The following is a 20750-nucleotide window of genomic DNA, read 5'->3' as shown; positions in this document are numbered from 1 at the left end:
AAATGAGCCAGACAGGTAAGAAAAATTTAGTGATTACTTCTATCGCGCTGTATTTTACATATTTCATCCATGGAATCGGAGCTTCCATCATGGGTCAGTACAAGCCGGAGCTTGCGGCTCACTGGGGAGCAAAGGCTTTAAGTGATGGAACTATGGATGTCAGCATGGTAGTATCTGTAATTGCCGCACTTGGACTTGGAAGACTGATCTCTCTTCCGTTTTCCGGTCCCCTGTCCGACAAATTCGGACGCAGATTAAGCGGAATCATCGGCGTGATCTGTTATGCAGCATACTTTATGGGAATCGCATTTGCTCCGTCTATGGGAGTTGCCTACGCCTTTGCCATTGTAGGCGGTATCGCAAACTCCTTCCTGGACACCTGCGTAAGCCCGACATGTATGGAGATTTATGTAAACAATCCTTCTGTAGCGAACCTGTTTACAAAATTCTCCATGTGTATCAGCCAGTTTCTGCTTCCTTTCCTCATCGGATTTGTAGCAGCGGCGAATATGTCCTACAGAACCATTTTTATTGTTGCAGGTGCTGCGATCTTTATCGATGGAATCCTGATTCTGTTCCTGCCATTCCCGGAGAGAAATACAGCAGGTACAGTAAAGAAAGAAAAAGCAAAATTAAAGATCACTCCTGCAGCTCTTGCAGCAATCCTCATCGGATTTACAAGCTCTTCTACATTCATGCTGTGGCTGAACTGTAACCAGGAGCTCGGAAAGCTTTATAACTTAAGTGATCCTTCCAAGATCCAGTCCTTTTATGCAGTAGGAACCTTTGCAGCGATCCTGTGTTCCTCTGTATTTATCAAAAAAGGACTGAAGGAGATCAATATCCTGATCATTTATCCGCTGATCTCTTTCATCATGCTGGGACTGTGTTACTTTATCCAGAATCCGACAATCTGTCTTATCGGTGGATTTGTGATCGGTTTTGCAGGCGCAGGCGGTGTGCTTCAACTGGCTGTTTCCACAACTGCGGAGTTCTTCCCGGAAAACAAGGGAACTGCAACATCCATGGTCATGATCGCATCCAGCGTTGCGAACTACACCATTCTGACACTGGCCGGCTACATTACAAAGACTGCCGGAACCAGTGCTCCGAGAATGATCCTGCTTCTCAATATGGCAGTGACATTCATAGGAATCCTTCTTGCACTGTTCGTTAAGATGAACCGTGGAAAAGAGGCTTGACTGAATCAAGGAAATCCCTTGGGGTGAATATCCGTTTGACTACAGTAAAAAAAGTGAATCATTGTATGGATACAGACAAAGATGACTGAATCTGTGCAAAACAAAGTTCCAATTCGGGAACAATTCCCGGATTGGACTTTACCGTTTCTGAAAATGTTTGTTAATTAACAAACTTACAAAATAAAAGATACTATATATGTATTATCAAAAAAACGACAAAGGAGAATCGTTATGGCACGTGCAGCAAGACAGCGAAGAGAAAACGAACTGCCCTACATTCCGTTTGGGCCATTTCAGATTCGTTTTCCGTTTATTCACTATAAAATTGAGTCCGTAGAGTTTATCCAGGGCCTGATCCTCGGGGTTACGGCACTGGCGGCGGTTCCTTATCTGGAACAATATCTGGGATTGCCTTATGAGCTGGCATGGAGCTGTGTGATCATAGAGACCATGCTGTATATGCTACACAGCTTACTTGGTGATCCGGTTGTACCGGGATGGATCACACCGACCCTTCCGCTGACGATCGTATTCCTGGAAGGATTCCCTATGGGAAAAGAACGTATCCAGGCAATGATCGCCCTGCAGATGCTGGTTGGTCTCGTGTTCATATTTATGGGTATCACCAAGCTTGCGGATAAATTTGTCCATGCAGTACCAAATTCTGTTAAGGGTGGTATCCTTCTTGCTGCGCCGGTGACGGTTATGGCAGGACAGCTGGGAGAGGGCGGCAACATGCATAAGTATCCGCTGGCAATCGTTGCCGGTGTAGGCCTTCTGATCCTGATCAGCTTTTCAGATAAATATCAGGAGAAGAGAAAGAACAACAAATTCCTGGATCTTGTTGCCAGGTATGGAAACCTTTTCCCGTATCTGATCGCCATGGTGGTAGGTCTTCTTGTAGGAGAGCTGGATGCGCCTGGTCTTGAGTTGGGAACCTTTATCAAGATCCCGCAGTTCAAAGAGATCATCTCACAGGTAAGTATCTTTGGTGTGGGAGTCCCGCCGGTCTCCATGTTTGTCAAAGCGCTTCCCCTGGCACTTGTATGCTATGTTATCGCCTTTGGTGATTTTGTTACCACAGAGACACTGGTTACAGAGGCACGTCAGTCCAGAAACGATGAGTATATTGATTTCAATTCCAGCCGTTCCAACCTGGTCAGCGGCATCAGGAACCTGATCCTTTCCGTCATTGCGCCGTTTCCGCCACTTTCCGGTCCGTTATGGGTTGGAATGACAGTATCTGTTTCCATCCGTTACAAGGAGGGAAAGAAAGCCATGAAGTCTCTGATCGGTGGTATGGCGTCTTTCCGTATCGCAACGTTTTTAAGTGTGCTGATCATTCCGGTTGTAAGCTTCTTCCGTCCGATCTTCGGAGTCGGTTCCTCCATTACTCTGATGTTCCAGGCATTTGTCTGTGCAAGGATCGGTATGGATTACTGCAGAACAGACCGTGACAAGATGATCGCAGGTGTTATGGCAGCGGTGCTTGCAACTCAGGGAACTGCATGGGCATCCGCATGGGCCCTGGCTGTAGGCTTCGGTCTGAATATCTTCCTTTCAAACTGGGACCCCAGAAAGAAAGAGGAGAATGCCATCGAGGATAAAAATTGATCAGAGGAAGAACAAAGATATAAAAAACAGAAAAAGAAGAAGTGTGCTGGATGGGTCAGCACACTTCTTCTTTTTGTCATGAGATTTGTTGTTTTTAATTATTATTTTAATAGATTTGCTATTATGGGATTAAAATTGCAAAAATTTGTTACATCAATTGGGTTTAAAAATTGGTTTATAATTCGCGTTCTGTTACAAAAATCTACCGTAGATCCTTTTTATGGGAGGTCACAGGATCACAGGCTTTTGTGGATAATGTCAAGAACCTGTGCAAGCTCGTTGACATTGATCTGTCCCGGTGCGGAAGCTTTGGTAGCTGCACCGAAGGTAAGGGCGGAACCGAAGGTTTCGCCAGCGAGACGGCTGACAACACCGGTACCTGCCATGGACATGGTAATGATCGGGCGGTCGGCGAACTGCTCGGACATTTCCAGCGTGGCACTTAAGAGTGTAAGCACGTCCTGTTTGTTTCTTGGCATAACAGCCATTTTCGGGATATCTGCGCCATAGTCCTGCATCATGCGAAGACGGCGCACGATCTCATCCTTCTCAGGAGTTGCGTCAAAATCATGGTTGGAAGCGATGACCTTTACGCCATAGCTGTGTGCTTCCTGGATCATGCTTTTTACGATCTCCTCACCTGTGAAGGCTTCTACATCAATGAGATCTATATAGCCGCTTTTTGCGACAGCCATGTTGAGTGCTTTGTAAGCTTCGTTGGAGATCGCTTTTTCTCCGCCTTCTTTTGCAGTACGGAAGGTGAAGAGGATCGGAGTGTCCTTTAAAACGGTCTGGAGATCTTTTGCCACATCCAGAACCTTGTCTGTGTCAAAAACGTCCTCAAACCAGTCAACACGCCATTCCACAACGTCTACGGGGATCCTTGCGAAGGTCCCTGCTTCAAGGAGGATATCATCCTTTGTCTGTCCCACGATCGGGACACAGATCTTCGGTCTTCCCTCTCCGAGTGTGATATTTCTTACCTGAACTGTTTTCATAATGGTCCTTTCTGATACGACAGGAACAGATAGCAGTTTAGTCGTCGTATCTGATGTTAAGAATCTCTTTCATATGTTCGATCGGCATCGGTTCGCCGGTCCACAGTTCAAATGCAGCGGAGCCCTGGAAAAGCATCATGCCAAGGCCGTTCATTGTCTTGCAGCCAACTTCCTTTGCCATAGAACGCATAGCAGTTTCAAGAGGGGAGTAAGGCACGTCAACAACGATAAGCTCCGGGCGGAAGTAAGACTTGTCTGGAACAACGGACTGACCTTCCAGTGGTTTCATTCCAACACCTGTCGCATTTACGAAAATATAACTGTCAGCCATTTCTTTTTTCAGCTGCTCAAGATCTGCCAGATCATAGAGAACAGCATGGCTTGAAGTTCTGGTGTTGATCTTTTCTACCGTAGATACTGCACGGTCCCAGAATTCATCTTTGCGGTTGAAGATCACGATCTCGCCTACACCGTCAAGTGCTGCCTGGATCTCGATAGCAGTTGCGGCACCACCTGCACCTACGATGGTCATTTTCTTTCCGATGGCGTTGATGTTATTGTCTTTCAGTGCTGCCATAAATCCGATACCGTCTGTGATATGGCCTGTAAGATGACCATGATCATTAACGATAGTGTTTACAGCGCCGCACATTTCTGCTGCCGGTGAAAGCTCGTCAAGGTACTGGCCTACCAGAGTTTTGTTCGGCATGGAAACGTTGGAACCTCTCATTTTCAGAGTACGGATGGCCTTTACAGCATCCTCGATCTCGTCTGCACCAACCTCAAATGCAAGATATGCATAATCATAGCCAAGCTTTGCAAAAGCTTCATTCTGCATGGCAGGAGAGCTGGAGTGGCGGATCGGATATGCCATAAGACCAATCAGTTCGGTATGTCCTGTGATTCTTTCTGACATGGTAATAACTCCTCTCATTGGTAAAATCTGGATGAAGATTTGTCTTTTTAAACCTCCCGCCACATAGATCTGAAGAAGTTGCGGACATTCTCCGGACGGCTGCGGGGGAGGAAGACGTGGAAAAACTATGTTACGGATCACCGAGTGAACTGTAACAGATCTATATACACTTTCCGGTAGAAGGATTGAAATGTTCCCGGAAAGGGTATAGCGGAAAAATATTAAAGGTATCCTTTCTGCTCAAGAATGGTAAGGATATTGCGTCCTTCCTGGGTACCGTCAATGATTCGTCTTGCTCTCTGGCTGTCGCCGATGTTCATGATCTCAACATCCTCAGAAGAAAATTCCTCTGTGAGGTTCTGGTAAAGCTGTCCCTGAGCTCTCATTCCGAGACATACGAAGCCGTACTCAAATGGAAGCTCATAAGGCTCACCGTCGCCCCTGACAAGGAAGGAAGAATCCTTAACCTCAAGGAGAGCAGTTTTTGTAAGCTGATGTACATTGTGTTTTTTCATCATGGTCTTTGTGTCATTTTTGCTTACCGGGTCAAGATCACGTCCGATCTGATCCATCATCTCAACGATAGAGATGTCTGCGTTTCTGTCAGCAAAGAATTCCACAACATCAAGACCTACAGCACCGCCGCCTACAACAACAACCTTTTTGCCTTCCAGATCCTTCGGAAAATCATTAATGTGGCTGATCATACCAAGAATAGAATAAATATTATGGTTCTCGTTGTCAATACGATCCTTCAGTCCTGCGATCGGAGGCAGAAGCGGAGCGGAGCCGGTGGAGCTTACGATGATATTCGGATGGAACTTGCGGATGTTTTCCGGTGTTCCTTCTGTGTTTTTGAAGATGTAAAGATTATCAAGCTGTTCTGCACGATGCATGAGATAGTGCGGGAAATCAGCAAGACGGTTCTTTGCAGGGATCTTTGAGATCAGAGATGCAAGTCCGCCAAGCTCATTGCTTTTTTCCAGAAGGAAGGTATTGCATCCAACCTCTGCGGCTGTACAGGCAGCTTCCAGTCCGGCAGTGCCACCGCCGATAACGACCACGTTGCAGTTTTTATTTACATGTTTTTTCTTATATACATCGCCCTCAAGAACAGATGGGTTTACAGTACAGCGGATCGGACGGTTTACACCGATACGGTTTCCGGCACAGCCAACGTTACAGGAGATACATTTGCGGAGGTCACACTCATGACCTGTGGCAACCTTGTTTACCCATGCAGGGTCTGCGATCAGACCACGGCCCATACCGATCAGGTCTGCATCACCGTCAGCCAGGATACGCTCAGCAACCTTCGGGTCACGGACATTACCCATGGAGATACATGGCTTGTTGAATTTTTCTCTTACGGCCTTTGCCATGTAGGAACGCCATCCGTCCGGGAGATAATTTGCATCGATCTGGTACTGGATGGAACCGTTAAGTCCGCAGGAAACATCAAAGATATCAACCTCTTCCTGAAGATAATCCAGGTATTCCAGAGTATCCTCCAGTGTATTTCCGCCTTCCATCAGCTCATCCGCACTGAGACGGAGCATGATCGGGAAGAAAGGTCCTACCTGTTTCCTTACCTCATCGATGACCATACGGCAGAAACGGGTACGGTTCTCAACAGATCCGCCGAACTCATCGGTACGCTTGTTTGTGATCGGGGAGAGGAACTGACTGATCAGATAGGAGTGTCCTGCATGGATCTCTACCGCGTCAAATCCAGCTGTCTGTGCACGTTTTGCAGCCTCACCGTATTTTTTTACGATGTGAAGGATCTCGTCTTTGGAAAGAGGACGCGGGATCTCGCCGCCTTCTTTGGATGGAACGTCAGATGCGGAAACCGGCTGCATGTTGATCCTGGAAGAAACAGCGGAAGCTCCGGCATGGTTGATCTGGATCGCGATCTTTGTTCCGTATCTATGAATATTTTCACAGAATTTGAAAAGACGTGGCAGATAGTTGTCATGATCGATGCGCAGCTGTGTGGTTCCGTTGGAGCCCTGCGGGGAATCGATGCTTGCGTTCTCTACGATGATGAGACCTGTGCCACCCTTTGCACGCTGCTCATAATAATTGATATGAAGAAAACTCATTTCGCCGTTCTGTTCACCGTAGTTGGTGCCCATCGGCATCATAACAATACGGTTCTTGATAGTCATATTTTTAACGGTTAATGGGGAAAAAATATGCGGATAATCATTCTTCATCTGAAAAAAACCTCCCTGGTTATTTTAAATAGAATCGTTTGTTTGTGTTAATTATATAACAGAATAATCTATAAAACTAATTCATAATACGAGCGATATAATAAAAATAATCTATAGATTTTTGCATATCATCTTTCAGGCTGCAGGTACTTGCATGTTTATAATGTGAAAAAAAACAGATGTAGAAGGGTAACTGGTTACTGAGAACGGAGTGAACGGTAGCGCTAACTGGAAAATGGTATCGGATCCAGGGGTTTACATATATGATTTTAACGTGTTATCATAACAAATAAAAAAGATACAGAAAACGGAGAAACGGGCAGGCTGAAACGGATCAAATGTAAGACTGTATTTCCGCGTTCTGTAAAAAGACAGGAGATAGATAAAATGGAATTCTGGGATATTTACGATGCAGATAAGAAACCGACAGGACGAACTATGAAGCGCAATGACTGGTGTTTAAAGGATGGAGAGTATCATCTGACAGTTTTGGGTGTGGTAGCAAGACCGGACAAGACCTTTCTTATTACCAAACGTGTGATGACAAAGGCCTGGGCTCCGGGCTGGTGGGAGGTTTCCGGCGGTGCAGCCCAGGCAGGAGAGGCTTCCCGTGATGCAGTACTCCGTGAGGTGAAAGAGGAGACCGGACTGGACGCCAGTGAGGCAGAGGGCGGATACCTTTTTACATATAAAAGAGAGAATCCGGGGGAAGGAGATAATTACTTTGTGGATGTGTACCGTTTTGTCATGGATGTGGAGGATAAGGATCTGAAGCTTCAGACAGAAGAGACAGACGGATATATGTTTGCAACCCTGGAGCAGATCCGGGCGTTTGCCGCAGAGGGAAAATTCCTACATTATGACAGTATTAAGAAGGTGTTTGAGTTTTAAGCAGATTTTTGAATGATTTTTATCCTGATGTGGAAATAGATGTTGTTTTCTGTGGATTTATATTTCAATTAACGTTGTTTTTTGCCTTATTTTCGAAGAATTGTATTGACATTAAGAGGCTCAGATAGTAAAATTTAACGTAGGGAAATTATAAGCCGGATGAACAGAGTCCGGCTTATCGAATATTACGTACGTCGAGAACATCTGACGCATCAAATTATGTTTTGCACAGCTGAACTTGATGCAGTAATTTCTGAGAGTGCTATAGATCAATCGGGAAGAATATAGCAGTAATTAAAAAAATGCTGTAATACGAAATTTTTGAAAGCGAGGAATCATCAATGGCGGATGAACATAGAGATCAGATCAGAATCGTACAGGAAACCGTAGCCGGTAAGGAGATCACATTTGCCCATATCATGGGTGGTCCGGCACCTATCATATATCAGAAGCTTGGACTGAATCCGCAGGTGGACTATGGATCATCTGCAATTGGTATCATGAATATGACACCTTCCGAGTCTGCTGTGATCGCATCCGATATTGCTGTGAAGAGCGGTAATGTGTATCTTGGATTTGCAGACCGTTTTACAGGAACACTGATCATAACAGGAGAGATTTCCGATGTGCAGACTGCAATGGAGGAGATCGTGGATTATTTCCGTGATACTCTGGGATATGTAGTATGCAATATCACCAAGCGATAAGGAAGTGTACCATGGAAGAACGGATAACAAAGGAAGAACTGCTGGAGAGGCTGTTTCATGATGATTATGAGAACCTTAAGGGAAGAAGACTTCGGCTGACCCGGGTGAGAGTACCTGGAAAGGAGCTTTCCTTTGCACATGTTTTTACACCAAGTGATAAATCTGTTTATGAGAATCTTGCGTTACATATCGGTGTTCATGAAGGTGAAGATCACAGAGGAGATGCCATCGGCATGGTCCGTGTCACACCCTGGGAGGCAATCGTGGTTGCGGCAGATGTTGCAGTGAAGGCAGCTCATGTGGAAGTAGGATTTATGGATCGTTTCTGTGGGACGCTGATCCTGACAGGCGGTTTTACGGAAGTGATGACAGCTGTGGAGGAAGTGGTACGATTTTTCCATGAGACATTGAAATTCGATGTCTGTAAGATCCACAGAAGCTGAGGCAGGACGGGATAAAAAATGAAAAAAATTTTTCTGATGGGTCGAAGTGAAGCCGGCAAAACATCCCTGACACAGGCGCTTAAAGGGGAAGAGCTTCATTATCATAAGACTCAGTATACCAATACAAATGAAGATACTATTGATTCACCGGGAGAATATGCGGAATCCAAGCATTTCAGCGTAGGACTGGCCTGCTTTTCCTTTGAGGCGGATGTGATCGCCATTGTACAGGCAGCCAATGAGCCATTTAACCTGTTTAGTGACGGCAGCAGGAATTTTCTCCTACGGCCGCTGATCGGGATCATCACCAAGGTGGATTCTCCCCATGCCAATATTCCTATGGTCAGACAGTGGATGGAGAACATGGGCTGTGAGAGGATCTTTATGGTAAATAACAAGACCAGGGAAGGCATCAGCGAGCTGATGGATTATCTGCAGGATGATCTCCCGAAGCTTACGCTTGAACAGGCGAAATTCAAGCAGAGCCTTGGTCTTAACGAATGGGATTCCATGCCGGAAGGGGTGGAGTATCCGGAATCCATACGGTAAAATAGTAATATTCACGAAAAATGAATAAAAATACAAAATTCAAACAGAAAAAGTAGAAATTCCTCCGGAACTGTGATATACTGTCATCGTTTGGAAGATTCGTGGGCTGAAATGTAAGATCCCCAGAGCATGAAGGATAAAGAGGATAGAAACGGGGCTCGCAGATATATGGCAGAAGAGCTGTATGTCGGGAACACCGGGTATCCGTATCGGCCTTCATGTTCCGGGGATTTTTTATATTCTATACACAGATTTTCCGAATGGATGCAAAAGACAAAAAATAAGAAGGACAGGAGAGGAAAAGATGTTTGAATTATTTGAAAATCTGACCAACTGGCTCTGGGGACTGCCGTTGCTGATCACGATCCTCGCTACAGGCGTATATCTGACAGTACGTTCCGGTTTCTTCCAGTTCCGCCATTTTGGTTACATTGTGAAAAACATGTTCAGTAAAGAACGTCGCCAGGAAGGCGGAGATGACGGAAAGAGCCTGACACCGTTCCAGGCTATTTCCATTGCGATCGGAGGTACTGTTGGTGTATCCAATATGTCCGGTGTTGCAACGGCTATTGCAACAGGAGGACCTGGGGCATTATTCTGGCTCTGGATCGCAGCGCTTCTTGCCATGGTCATCAAGATGGCAGAGGTAACACTTGCTGTATACTACAGAGAGAAACAGCCAAACGGTGAGTACCAGGGAGGCCCGACCTACTACATGCAGAAGGGTCTTGGCGGAGAGAAAAAGCTTCCTTTCTGGAAACTTTTTGCAGTACTGTTCGGCGGCTGTATTTTCATGACATGGTTCATTACTTTGCAGAATTATACAGTATCAGAGGCTGTCGGAAGTACCTTCCACCTGCCGTACATCGTACCGTCACTTTTGTATGTGGCAGCGATCTATCTGATCATCATCGGCGGTGTAAAGAAAGTCGGCGTGATCTCTTCCTATATGACACCGATCATGTGCATGCTTTATATTGTAGGCTCTCTCGCAATACTGGTAGTGAATTTTGACAAGCTGCCGGAAACCTTTGGACTGATCTTCAAGGGTGCATTTACAACACAGGCGGCAGTCGGCGGATTTATGGGAGCCGGTGTTGCAACAGCAATGCGTCTTGGCTTTGCCCGTTCCGTATACAGCAACGAGGCAGGCTGGGGAACATCTCCTATGATCCATGCTTCCGCAAAGACAGACCATCCTGTAAAACAGGGACTGATGGGAGCATTTGAGGTATTTGCAGACACCATCGTAGTCTGCTCCATGACAGGTCTTGTTGTTATCATCACCGGCTACTGGAATTCAGGACTTCAGGGATCAGAGCTGACACTGACAGCATTTGAGTCTGGAATGGGCTCCATTGCGAGAGCACTGATCGCGATCAGTATTTTTCTTTTTGGATTAACAACATCAACCGGATGGTTCACCTACTACAGCGTGATCCTGAAGCACTGGCTGAAAAATAATCAGAAGGTTCTGAAGATCGCAGAGAAGGTTTTTATCCTTGGAACACCATTATGGGGTCTTCTGGTCACAGTGCTTACTCTTTACGGAAACGGAACACCGGCGCAGCTGTGGGTAATTGCAGACTTTACAACCGTATTCCCTACATTTGTAAATGTTGCCACATTATTTATCTTAAGTGGTACTTTCTTTAAACTGCTGAAGGATTACAAGGCGCGTTACATGGGAATCGGAAAGGTAGACAAGGATATGGCACTTTTCTACGAGGATAAAAAAGAAAAAGAGGAAAAATAAACAGTGGATACAATTTTTTTTAACGGATGTATAAGAACACTGGATGACAGTGAAAAAGTGGCAGAGGCTGTGGGAATCGAAAATGGCCGGATCGTTTTTGTGGGAACTGATAAAGAAGCGGAAGCTTTTTCCTGCAAAAAGCGGATCGACCTTAAGGGAAGGCTGATGCTGCCCGGTTTTGTGGATACACATATGCATATGCTGCATTATGCATTTGTGGAAAGATCTGTAAAACTGTTTGACTGCACAAGTGTTGAGGAAATGCTTGCCGCAGCAAAAAAAAGACTGGAGGAGAGCAAAGGTCAGAAGCTGACCTGGCTCTACTGCAGAGGCTGGAATGAGGAACATTTTGATAAGCCACGCTATCCGCACAAGGATGAGCTGGATGCGCTCTCAACGGAAATCCCCATCATTATGGTGCGTGTCTGCGGGCATGTGGCTGTGTGCAACAGCTGCGGTCTGGAGCTTCTGAAAAAAATCCCGGAGTTTCCGGAGATTGAGAAGGAGGTTGACCTGGATACCGGACTTCTGAAGGAGAATGCAGTACAGTTTTATTCTTCCGTATTGGAAGCACCATCCCAGGAAGAAGTGGAAGACTACATCAAATACAGTGCGAAGAAGCTGAATGAATGTGGATTTACAGGTGTACAGTCCGATGATCTTGCCTCACTTCCGGGGAAAAACTGGCGTCGGATCATGGCCTCCTACAAGGCACTGGATGCCAGAGGAGAGCTGAGTATCCGCCATTATGAGCAGTGCCTTTTTGAGCGGGCGGAGGATGCGAAGGCTTTTATTGAGGAAGGATATCGTACCGGACAGAGGGGGGATCACTTTACTGTCGGACCAATGAAGCTGATCCAGGATGGTTCCCTTGGTGCAAGAACAGCGGCCATGAATGAGCCTTACGAGGATTCGCCGGGAAATACCGGGATCATTACATTCAGTCAGGAGGAGCTTGACGATCTGTTTGCTTTTTTTGACCGGCATCAGATGCAGGCAGCGGTACACTGTATCGGCGATCGTGCCATGGATATGGTCATTGAGGCAGCTGCGAAATCTCCTTACCGGAAGGATAATAAAAAGGGCAGACATGGTATCGTACATTGCCAGATCACCAATCCGCGTATTTTGCAGGGGATGAAAGACCAGGATCTTCTGGCATATATCCAGCCGGTATTTATCGATCTGGATATGAACACAGTGGAACCTGCCATCGGCGCACACCGTATGGATAAGGTGTATGCATGGAAGAGCATGCTGGATATGGGAATTCATACGTCCGGCGGTTCGGATGCTCCTGTGGTAAGCTTTGATGCCATGGAGAATATTTATTTTGCAGTCACCCGCAAAAATATCAGTGGTCAGCCACAGGAAGGCTGGATTCCATCTGAAAAAATGTCTGTAGATGAGGCGGTGAAGCTTTTTACAAAAAACGCAGCTTACGCTTCCTATACAGAAGACGAGAACGGAACCATCGAAGTGGAAAAAAATGCAGACTTCGTAGTTCTGGAGAAAGATATTTATAAGATTGATCCGGATGAGATCAAGACCACGAAAGTGGATATGACAGTTCTTGGCGGTGAGATCGTTTATGAGAGAAAAGTAGAAGAATGACGGCAGTATAAAAAGAAAAAAGTGAGAGGCAGAGTCTGAGTGGAGCAGGCTCTGCCTTTTTTGTGTGGTGCAGTAAAAAGTACAGAACAAATATTCGGTTGTCCTATACTTTTTTTACGCTGAATGATATACTGTAAAAGCAACAATAATAAAGATAAAAGCACTCTCTTTACATATAGTAACAGGCAGTATTTACATATCCACAAATTTCAGAACAACAAGGAGAACCGTATGGATCATTTCAAATTGTAGTGGGAATATCTATGGTTACTTTTGGATCCATCGTATGTAATAAATTGCGACAACCACAAAACTATATTGAAGCAGTAGACTCAGATAGTATAGAAATGAAAACTGCTGAATTGTTATCAGGAATTGATGGAACAATGATGTTTCGATACAATTCAAGGGATACATTTAAAACGTTATCTATTTACTTGTCAGAATATCAGCTTGGACAACGAGTTTCACATAAAAAAGTTTTGGAACTTTCCTATGAAAATGTGAAATCTTCCACAAATGGATTGATTGTCATTACACCGGATTTTGATAATTTTACTGCAAAGCTCATCGCAGCAGATAAATATTCAAAATATATGACAGAAATACCAATTTTGGAGGGAGTTAAAAACAGGGAATATTATGGAAAATCAGCAACGACTATTGAAAACAAATGCAAGATAGAGTATGGAACAGAGCAAGGATTAGCAGCACTGATTTATGGAGAAAAAGGGTTAAGCTCGTTGCCAATACAGGATATTGCAGGGGAGCATATAGATACAGATAATGAGTACATGTATTACTATTCGGTTGAATTTATAAAATAGCACTAATAAAAAGAAGAGGATGTCACGTAATCTGCTTTGATTCGTTGGCATCCTTTTTTGACATTTAGTTTTTATGACATTATAGATTTCATAACCTATTTCTTATTTTTCGGTATTCTCTCGGCGAATATCCTTTCAACTTGTGAAAAAGTCGGCTGAAATAAAGCTGGTTATCATATCCGACAATCTTAGAAATCTCATGGATGGAATAAGTTGTTGTTTCAAGTAACATCTGAGCATTGTTGATGCGGATTCCCACAATGAATTGCATTGGTGTAGAACCGGTATATTTTTTGAAATTTCGGATAAACCAGCTGACACTCATGCCTCGTGAGGCAGCATAATCATCAATATTGATATTTTGATTGTAGTTTTCACTGAAAAAGGTAACAGCATTATCCATCTCATGATCAAGGTATTCATTTTTTAATATGTGCTCTCTTGTCAGTTCCCGGTGGAAACTGATCAGAAGATGACGTAGCAAAAGGACAAGCATTTCCTCATAATTGTCTTGACAGCGTTGCAGCTCGATAATGATACGTTTGAAAATTTGTTCATATTCATTAGATGTACCCACTTGAAAGACACGTTCTTTATCCGGAAACCCATATTGACGTAAGATATTTTTCACATTGCTTCCTGTGAAGTGAATCCAGTATACTTCTGTCTTATCTTCTCCGTAATATTCATATTTTTGGAGTTCTTTCGGTCTGTACAGTACAATGTTGCCGGCTGGAACAATCGTTTCATTATTTACATTATCAAAATGAAAATGCCCACAACCAGCAGTGATATATATAATCTGATAATCCAGACGACCCTTTGGACGGTAGGTCGGAAGTTTGGGATGTCTGGAAAGACGGTAAGTACCACAGCTACCGACAATCAGCGGACGACTTTTGTCTTTGAAATCCATATGTGAGTGGTTCAAATAACCGGTGTTCAAATACATAGGACAGCACCTCTTTTCGTACTTTTTATCATTGTATCATTTAGTGCATATTTTGTCTAATCCAATTCATAGACATATTTTGCGAATTAGGATAAGCTATATATAACATAACTAAGGAACGTAAACAAAAAGTAAAGTATAAGGTTTGCTTTAGGAAAACAAAGAACAAAAAAGTATATGTATTGGAGGAGAGTTATTTATGATCGTACCACGTTATTATGAAAATCTAAGCGTACTGCACGAAAACACAATGCCAGCTAGAGCCTATTATATTCCGGCATCCAGAAGAATGGATAACTTGGTGGAACACAGAGAAGAGTCAGATCGTATGCAGTTATTGAATGGAACTTGGAAATTCCAGTATTTTAACAGCATCTATGACATTCAGGATTCTTTCTTTGAGAAGAATTATGATACAGAAAATTTTGATGAGATTCAGGTTCCAAGTGTATGGCAGATGGCAGGATATGATACACACCAGTATACAAACATCCGGTATCCGTTTCCGTTTGATCCACCATATGTGCCACAGGACATTCCGTGTGGAGCCTATGTACATACTTTTGAGTACAGTAGAGATGAGAATGCGCCAAAATCTTTTTTGAACTTTGAAGGAGTAGACAGTTGCTTTTACGTATGGATCAATGGCTCTTACATAGGATACAGCCAGGTTTCGCATATGACCAGTGAGTTTGATGTTACCGATGTACTTCAGGATGGAACGAATACGGTGGCAGTGTTGGTAATGAAGTGGTGTGATGGTTCCTATTTGGAAGATCAGGACAAATTCCGTATGAGTGGTATTTTCCGGGATGTGTACATTTTGAAACGCCCAAAAGAGGCAATCAGTGATTATCATATTAAAACAAGAATTGAGGATATGCTTGCGAAAGTAGAAATTGAAATGAAATTCTACTCTCCGTTAAATGTAAAAATTTCGATTGAAGATAGAAACGGAGCAGTTGTAGCACTAGGAAGTATTGCTGAAGAAGGAACAGCTGTATTAGAAATCGCAAGTCCGGAACTTTGGAATACAGAAAATCCATATCTATATAAACTGATTCTTGAAACAGAGAATGAAGTAATTGTAGATCACATTGCATTAAGAAAGATAGAGATTAAAGACCAGGTTATTTATTTAAATGGACAGAAGATTAAATTCCGTGGTGTCAATCGACATGATTCTGATCCGGTTACTGGATTTACAATCAATCCGGAACAGATTACAACCGATCTTACGTTAATGAAGCAGCATAATTTTAATGCGATCCGTTCCAGCCACTATCCGAACGCACCATTTTTCTATGAAATGTGTGATAAGTATGGATTCATGGTAATAGATGAAGCAGATATTGAAGCTCATGGTCCATTTATGATCTACAGAAAAGAAGACACTGATTACAATCGGTTTAAACGATGGAATGAGAAGATTGCAGATGATCCGGTATGGGAAAAGGCAATCGTTGATCGCGTAAAACTCATGGTGGAACGTGACAAAAACCGTTTCTGTATTGTTATGTGGTCAATGGGAAATGAGAGTGCTTATGGCTGTAACTTTGAAAAAGCACTGGAATGGACAAAGAATTTTGATCCAGACCGTATCACACAATATGAGAGTGCAAGATACCGTAATTATGATGAAACATATGATTACAGCAATCTGGATGTGTACAGCCGGATGTACCCAGCGCTTTCCGAAATTCAGGAATATCTGGATAAAGATGGAAGCAAACCCTTCCTTTTGGTAGAGTACTGTCACAGCATGGGAAACGGACCTGGAGATTTTGAAGATTACTTCCAGATGATTCAGGATAATGATAAAATGTGCGGCGGCTTTGTCTGGGAATGGTGTGACCATGCGATTGCTCATGGAACTGCTGAGAATGGAAAGACTATATATGCTTATGGGGGCGACCATGGCGAAGAAATTCATGATGGCAACTTCTGTATGGATGGATTAGTATATCCGGACAGAACGGTACATACAGGACTTTTGGAATACAAGAATGTTTATCGCCCGGCAAGAGTTATTTCCTATAACAAAGAAAGCGGAGAACTGGTGCTTCATAACTACATGGATTTTGATGACTTGAAAGATTATGTGAAGATTAGTTATGAGCTGACACAGGATGGTCTTGTGATCAGCAAAGGCATACTTCCGGAGTTTTCTGTGGCACCACACGGGGAAGGAAAAACAAACCTGAAGATCAATGTTCCAGAGAATGGGAAATGTTATTTAAAACTTATTTACCATCTGAAAAAAGAATTGCCACTGTTGGATGAAGACCATATTCTTGGATTTGATGAAATTGAGGTAAGTAAAGAGGATACAAAATGTAAACTTGCAGAGAAATGGATACCAAAAACAGTAGTGGACTTTGAATTACAGGTAAATGAAAATGATACACAGATTCATATCAAGGGGCGTGAATTTGCTTATACCATAGACAAACGTACTGCACTCTTTACAGAGATGAAATTTGCAGGTCGGGAATATCTGAACCACCCGATGGAATTAAATATCTGGAGGGCACCAACAGATAATGATATGTACATCAAGTCTGAATGGAAGAAAGCCCACTATGATAAGGCTTACACAAGAGCCTATACGACAGAGGTTGTGCAGGGAAAACATGGTGTGAAGATTACAAGCCATGCTTCCGTTGTGGCAGAGACAGTACAGAAGATTCTTGATGTGACGATTACATGGAAAATAGAAGCTGCTGGAAAGATTGATGCAGATATTGCAGTAACAAAAGACGATGAATTCCCGGATCTTCCGAGATTTGGTGTGAGGATGTTCCTGGATAAAAAACTTTCAGCTGCACGATACTTTGGAATGGGACCACAGGAAAGCTATTGTGACAAACATCAGGCTGCGAGCCACGGTTTGTATCAGGCAAATGTAGATGATTTGCATGAGGATTATATTCGCCCACAGGAAAATGGAAGCCATTATGATTGTGAATATGTAGAGCTTAACAACAGCCGATATGGAATTGTGGCATCCGCAGAAAAGGCATTTTCATTCAATGCTTCTTATTATACGCAGGAAGAACTTGAGAAGAAAACGCATAATTATGAACTGACAGAATCAGATAGTGTAGTATTTTGCGTTGACTACGCATTAAATGGCATTGGTTCTAATAGTTGTGGTCCAGTTGTATTGGATCAGTACCGATTTGATGATGTATTATTCCGGTTTCAGTTTACACTGATACCGTATGTAAAGGGATAATAAAGTTTCATGTAACCCGTAAACAAGGAAAGAGAGTCTGATTGTTATGTAAAGTCCGGATATACAGAGCAATCAGACAAAAACAGAGAAAAAACTAGAATTAGACATCATACTCTGTTAGACATCTTGAAATTCTAAGTGCGATGAAGATGAGGAGCAAAGAAATTCGATGGAAGAAAAAAAGTATTTGAAATGGTATAACAAAATTGGATATGGATCAGGCGATATTGCAGGTAATGTAGTCTATGCGTTCCTGACATCTTTTATGATGGTCTATCTGACGGACTCAGTAGGACTTGCTGCGGTGTCGTAGGTACCCTGATTGCCGTATCAAAACTATTTGATGGTTTTACGGATATATTTTTTGGATCAATGATTGACAAAACACACAGTAAAATGGGAAAAGCGAAACCCTGGATGCTATACGGATACATTGGTTGTGCCATTACGCTGGTCTGCTGCTTTGCAGTACCAGTCAGCTTTGGAACAACGGCTAAATACGCATGGTTCTTTATCTCTTATACACTGTTAAATGGTGTGTTTTATACAGCAAACAATATTGCTTACTCAGCACTTACGTCACTGATTACAAAGAACAGCAAAGAGCGTGTGCAGATGGGATCTTACCGTTTTATTTTTGCGTTTTCAACAAGTCTTCTGATTCAGGCGATTACAGTTGGATTTGTAGATAAATGTGGTGGAGATGCTGCGGCATGGAGAACGGTTGCTATTATCTATGCAATCATTGGTCTTGTCATAAATACGATTTCAGCACTTTCTGTTAAGGAACTTCCTGAGGAAGAACTTAACGAAGGAGAAGTAAAGGATGATAATGAAAAGTACGGAATGGTACAGGCATTCAAGCTTCTTGTTAAAAACAAATATTACATGATGATTTGTGGAACATATATTTTACAGCAGTTATATAGTGCCATGATTGGAGCTGGCATTTATTACATGACATGGGTACTGAAAAATAAGAATTTGTTTGGACAATTTGCATGGGCAGTAAATATTCCACTGATCATTGCTCTGATTTTCACACCGACATTAGTTGGTAAGTGGAAAGGTATGTATAAACTGAACTTAAGAGGTTATGTCTTAGCAGTCATCGGTAGAGCACTTGTTGTTGTTGCAGGATATATGGGCAGTGTTCCGCTGATGATGGCATTTACAGCTCTTGCAGCCTTAGGTCAGGGACCATGGCAGGGAGATATGAATGCAGTTATCGCATCCTGCTCTGAATACACTTATCTTACACAGGGAAAGAGAATTGACGGAACGATGTACTCTTGTACTTCTCTTGGCGTAAAAATCGGTGGAGGTATTGGAACCGCTGTTGTTGGATGGCTGCTTGAGTTCAGTGGATATATCGGAACAAATGCAACTCAGCCGCAGTCTGCACTTGATATGATGCAGTTTATGTATCTTTGGCTTCCGTTAATCTTTGATGTATTGATTATGTTTGTACTTTCAAGAATGAATGTAGAAGATGCAAATAAAAAACTGAAAGCAGAAAAAGGAATTGCTGCAGATGAAGTAACAGATGCATTAGACATAAATTAGAATTGACAGGAGAAAGCGTTGTCTGGTCGTTGCTCGATGAGACAGTGCTTTTTTCTATATATAAAGTGATAGAACTGTATTTTGAAAATAAAAAAGGACCACTTCATTTTTGTGAAATGGCCTTAAGAAAATATTCAGTTTTCACAAAATAGTCCTTTTAGTATTTATACATGGTAAGGATGCTCAAAATATTCAGTGTAGAATACTAAAAGGTCATTCAGATATTTTTTTAGGTTGCTCATTTGCAATTCCTCCTTTCCTTATTTACAAGTTGATTATAAGATAGGTGTAAAAGGATTGCTTGCCAAATCGAAAGAAGATATAGACAAATGTTGCAAAGGGGAGTATTTCATGCAGTTAAAATATGTTGACACAAAAGAGGAGATCATAGCAATAAATAGGAAGTCAAAACATATTGAACCACATCTTCATAATGCACTGGAGATCGTTTGTGTAACAAGTGGATCATTAGAACTTGGTGTCGGACAGGAACTATACCATATGGAAAAAGGAGATATAGGCTTTGTATTTCCAGATGTTATTCATCACTATCAGGTACTGACACCCGGTGTAAATAAAGCGACTTATCTGATTGCATCGCCATTTACGATAGCCAAATTTGCAGATATCATGCAATCCATGGCTCCTGAATATCCAATCATCAAAGCGGAAAAGGTTGAACCGGAGGTATATAGGGTTATAAATGCAATTTTAGAGACAGAACAGTCGGATATTACTGTTGCACAGGCATATCTTCAAATTGTGTTGGCACGCTGCATAGGAAAATTAAATTTGGTAGAAAAGAGCAGTGTGGGGAGCAACGATCTTATTTACCAGACAGTTTCCTATATATCAGCAAATTTCAAGAAGAAGTTTTCGTTGGAAGAGATGGCAAAAGACCTGGGCGTGAGCAAATATGTTTTATCCAGACTCTTTTCCAAAACATTCCATAGAAACTTTAATCAATATCTTAACGATGCAAGGCTAAACTATGCATGCCATCGTTTGGAAAATACGAGTGATTCTATTACAAACATTTGTCTGGATAGTGGATTTGAAAGTCAGAGAACGTTTAACCGAGTATTTAAAGAAAGATATAAAATATCACCAAGTGATTATCGAAGTACTTGTGTGAAAGAGATGTTGTCATAAAAGGTTCTGTTGATCGAAATATTTACTTTGATTTTACAGTGCTATGTATTTGATTTCATGTGTGGATGATATAATATAAAAATATTTGTAGAAAACAGAGTTTTAT

General features: G+C 42.6%; 15 protein-coding genes and 1 pseudogene. 12 read left to right on the top strand and 4 right to left on the bottom strand.

Annotated features, from left to right (window positions below):
* Positions 1-2: 2 nt before the first annotated feature.
* The gene (locus GPK58_RS01345; RefSeq protein WP_021652301.1) at positions 3-1202 is read left to right on the top strand and encodes an MFS transporter; all 1200 of its coding nucleotides are present in this window, start codon (positions 3-5) and stop codon (positions 1200-1202) included.
* A gap of 231 nt (positions 1203-1433) precedes the next feature.
* Positions 1434-2816, top strand: a complete 1383-nt coding sequence (locus GPK58_RS01340; protein ID WP_129974530.1) for a hypothetical protein — start codon at positions 1434-1436, stop codon at positions 2814-2816.
* 236 nt (positions 2817-3052) lie between these two features.
* On the opposite strand, the gene aroD is transcribed toward GPK58_RS01340, so the two are convergent.
* From aroD to GPK58_RS01325, 3 genes are all read right to left on the bottom strand, one after another.
* Entirely contained in the window at positions 3053-3814 is a 762-nt protein-coding gene (gene aroD, locus GPK58_RS01335; protein ID WP_059085374.1) for a type I 3-dehydroquinate dehydratase, read from the bottom strand.
* Positions 3815-3851: 37 nt separating this feature from the next.
* Positions 3852-4730, bottom strand: a complete 879-nt coding sequence (locus tag GPK58_RS01330; protein ID WP_215638083.1) for a shikimate dehydrogenase — start codon at positions 4728-4730, stop codon at positions 3852-3854.
* Between the two features lie 221 nt (positions 4731-4951).
* Positions 4952-6949, bottom strand: a complete 1998-nt coding sequence (locus GPK58_RS01325) for an oxidoreductase (protein WP_215638082.1) — start codon at positions 6947-6949, stop codon at positions 4952-4954.
* A gap of 387 nt (positions 6950-7336) precedes the next feature.
* On the opposite strand from GPK58_RS01325, the gene GPK58_RS01320 reads away from it, so the two are divergent.
* From GPK58_RS01320 to GPK58_RS01290, 7 genes are all read left to right on the top strand, one after another.
* Positions 7337-7840, top strand: coding sequence for an NUDIX hydrolase (locus GPK58_RS01320; RefSeq protein ID WP_092069605.1), 504 nt, complete (start codon positions 7337-7339; stop codon positions 7838-7840).
* Positions 7841-8181: 341 nt separating this feature from the next.
* Complete coding sequence (locus GPK58_RS01315; RefSeq protein ID WP_015527035.1) at positions 8182-8547, top strand: BMC domain-containing protein; 366 nt, start codon at positions 8182-8184, stop codon at positions 8545-8547.
* Positions 8548-8558: 11 nt separating this feature from the next.
* Complete coding sequence (locus tag GPK58_RS01310) at positions 8559-8990, top strand: BMC domain-containing protein (protein WP_015527036.1); 432 nt, start codon at positions 8559-8561, stop codon at positions 8988-8990.
* Between the two features lie 18 nt (positions 8991-9008).
* Positions 9009-9539: a EutP/PduV family microcompartment system protein gene (locus GPK58_RS01305; RefSeq protein ID WP_021652307.1), complete on the top strand. Its 531-nt coding sequence runs from the start codon at positions 9009-9011 to the stop codon at positions 9537-9539.
* Between the two features lie 304 nt (positions 9540-9843).
* Positions 9844-11295, top strand: a complete 1452-nt coding sequence (locus GPK58_RS01300) for an alanine/glycine:cation symporter family protein (protein ID WP_021652308.1) — start codon at positions 9844-9846, stop codon at positions 11293-11295.
* A gap of 3 nt (positions 11296-11298) precedes the next feature.
* A complete protein-coding gene (locus tag GPK58_RS01295; RefSeq protein WP_173741533.1) occupies positions 11299-12909 on the top strand; it encodes an amidohydrolase in 1611 nt (536 codons plus the stop codon).
* Between the two features lie 263 nt (positions 12910-13172).
* Positions 13173-13736, top strand: coding sequence for a hypothetical protein (locus GPK58_RS01290; RefSeq protein WP_252195737.1), 564 nt, complete (start codon positions 13173-13175; stop codon positions 13734-13736).
* An 88-nt stretch (positions 13737-13824) separates the two neighbouring features.
* Here the strand turns inward: GPK58_RS01290 and GPK58_RS01285 are convergent, their stop codons facing one another.
* Positions 13825-14688, bottom strand: a complete 864-nt coding sequence (locus GPK58_RS01285; RefSeq protein ID WP_044961974.1) for an AraC family transcriptional regulator — start codon at positions 14686-14688, stop codon at positions 13825-13827.
* Between the two features lie 199 nt (positions 14689-14887).
* Between GPK58_RS01285 and GPK58_RS01280 the strand changes: the two genes are divergently transcribed.
* The 3 genes and pseudogenes from GPK58_RS01280 (at position 14888) to GPK58_RS01270 (ending at position 20644) form a co-directional block, all read left to right on the top strand.
* Positions 14888-17926 carry a glycoside hydrolase family 2 TIM barrel-domain containing protein gene (locus tag GPK58_RS01280; protein ID WP_215638081.1) on the top strand — a complete coding sequence of 1013 codons (3039 nt, stop codon included), beginning with the start codon at positions 14888-14890 and terminating at the stop codon, positions 17924-17926.
* A gap of 169 nt (positions 17927-18095) precedes the next feature.
* Positions 18096-19492: pseudogene (locus tag GPK58_RS01275) on the top strand (MFS transporter).
* Positions 19493-19843: 351 nt separating this feature from the next.
* Positions 19844-20644, top strand: a complete 801-nt coding sequence (locus GPK58_RS01270) for a helix-turn-helix transcriptional regulator (RefSeq protein WP_015527044.1) — start codon at positions 19844-19846, stop codon at positions 20642-20644.
* Positions 20645-20750: the final 106 nt, after the last annotated feature.

Source organism: Blautia sp. MCC270, assembly GCF_018785605.1.
Classification (GTDB): Bacteria; Bacillota; Clostridia; order Lachnospirales; family Lachnospiraceae; genus Blautia_A; species Blautia_A fusiformis.
Note: the sequence above shows the minus strand (reverse complement) of the source record. Positions and strands in the feature narration are given on the sequence as shown.

Bases quoted from the DNA above. Each gene is read 5' to 3' on its own strand.
- GPK58_RS01320 (WP_092069605.1), top strand. From the start codon at position 7,337: ATGGAATTCTGGGATATTTACGATGCAGATAAGAAACCGACAGGACGA.
- GPK58_RS01305 (WP_021652307.1), top strand. From the start codon at position 9,009: ATGAAAAAAATTTTTCTGATGGGTCGAAGTGAAGCCGGCAAAACATCC.
- GPK58_RS01290 (WP_252195737.1), top strand. From the start codon at position 13,173: ATGGTTACTTTTGGATCCATCGTATGTAATAAATTGCGACAACCACAA.
- GPK58_RS01280 (WP_215638081.1), top strand. From the start codon at position 14,888: ATGATCGTACCACGTTATTATGAAAATCTAAGCGTACTGCACGAAAAC.
- GPK58_RS01270 (WP_015527044.1), top strand. From the start codon at position 19,844: ATGCAGTTAAAATATGTTGACACAAAAGAGGAGATCATAGCAATAAAT.
- GPK58_RS01300 (WP_021652308.1), top strand. From the start codon at position 9,844: ATGTTTGAATTATTTGAAAATCTGACCAACTGGCTCTGGGGACTGCCG.
- aroD (WP_059085374.1), bottom strand. From the start codon at position 3,814: ATGAAAACAGTTCAGGTAAGAAATATCACACTCGGAGAGGGAAGACCG.
- GPK58_RS01310 (WP_015527036.1), top strand. From the start codon at position 8,559: ATGGAAGAACGGATAACAAAGGAAGAACTGCTGGAGAGGCTGTTTCAT.
- GPK58_RS01285 (WP_044961974.1), bottom strand. From the start codon at position 14,688: ATGTATTTGAACACCGGTTATTTGAACCACTCACATATGGATTTCAAA.
- GPK58_RS01315 (WP_015527035.1), top strand. From the start codon at position 8,182: ATGGCGGATGAACATAGAGATCAGATCAGAATCGTACAGGAAACCGTA.
- GPK58_RS01325 (WP_215638082.1), bottom strand. From the start codon at position 6,949: ATGAAGAATGATTATCCGCATATTTTTTCCCCATTAACCGTTAAAAAT.
- GPK58_RS01330 (WP_215638083.1), bottom strand. From the start codon at position 4,730: ATGTCAGAAAGAATCACAGGACATACCGAACTGATTGGTCTTATGGCA.
- GPK58_RS01345 (WP_021652301.1), top strand. From the start codon at position 3: ATGAGCCAGACAGGTAAGAAAAATTTAGTGATTACTTCTATCGCGCTG.
- GPK58_RS01340 (WP_129974530.1), top strand. From the start codon at position 1,434: ATGGCACGTGCAGCAAGACAGCGAAGAGAAAACGAACTGCCCTACATT.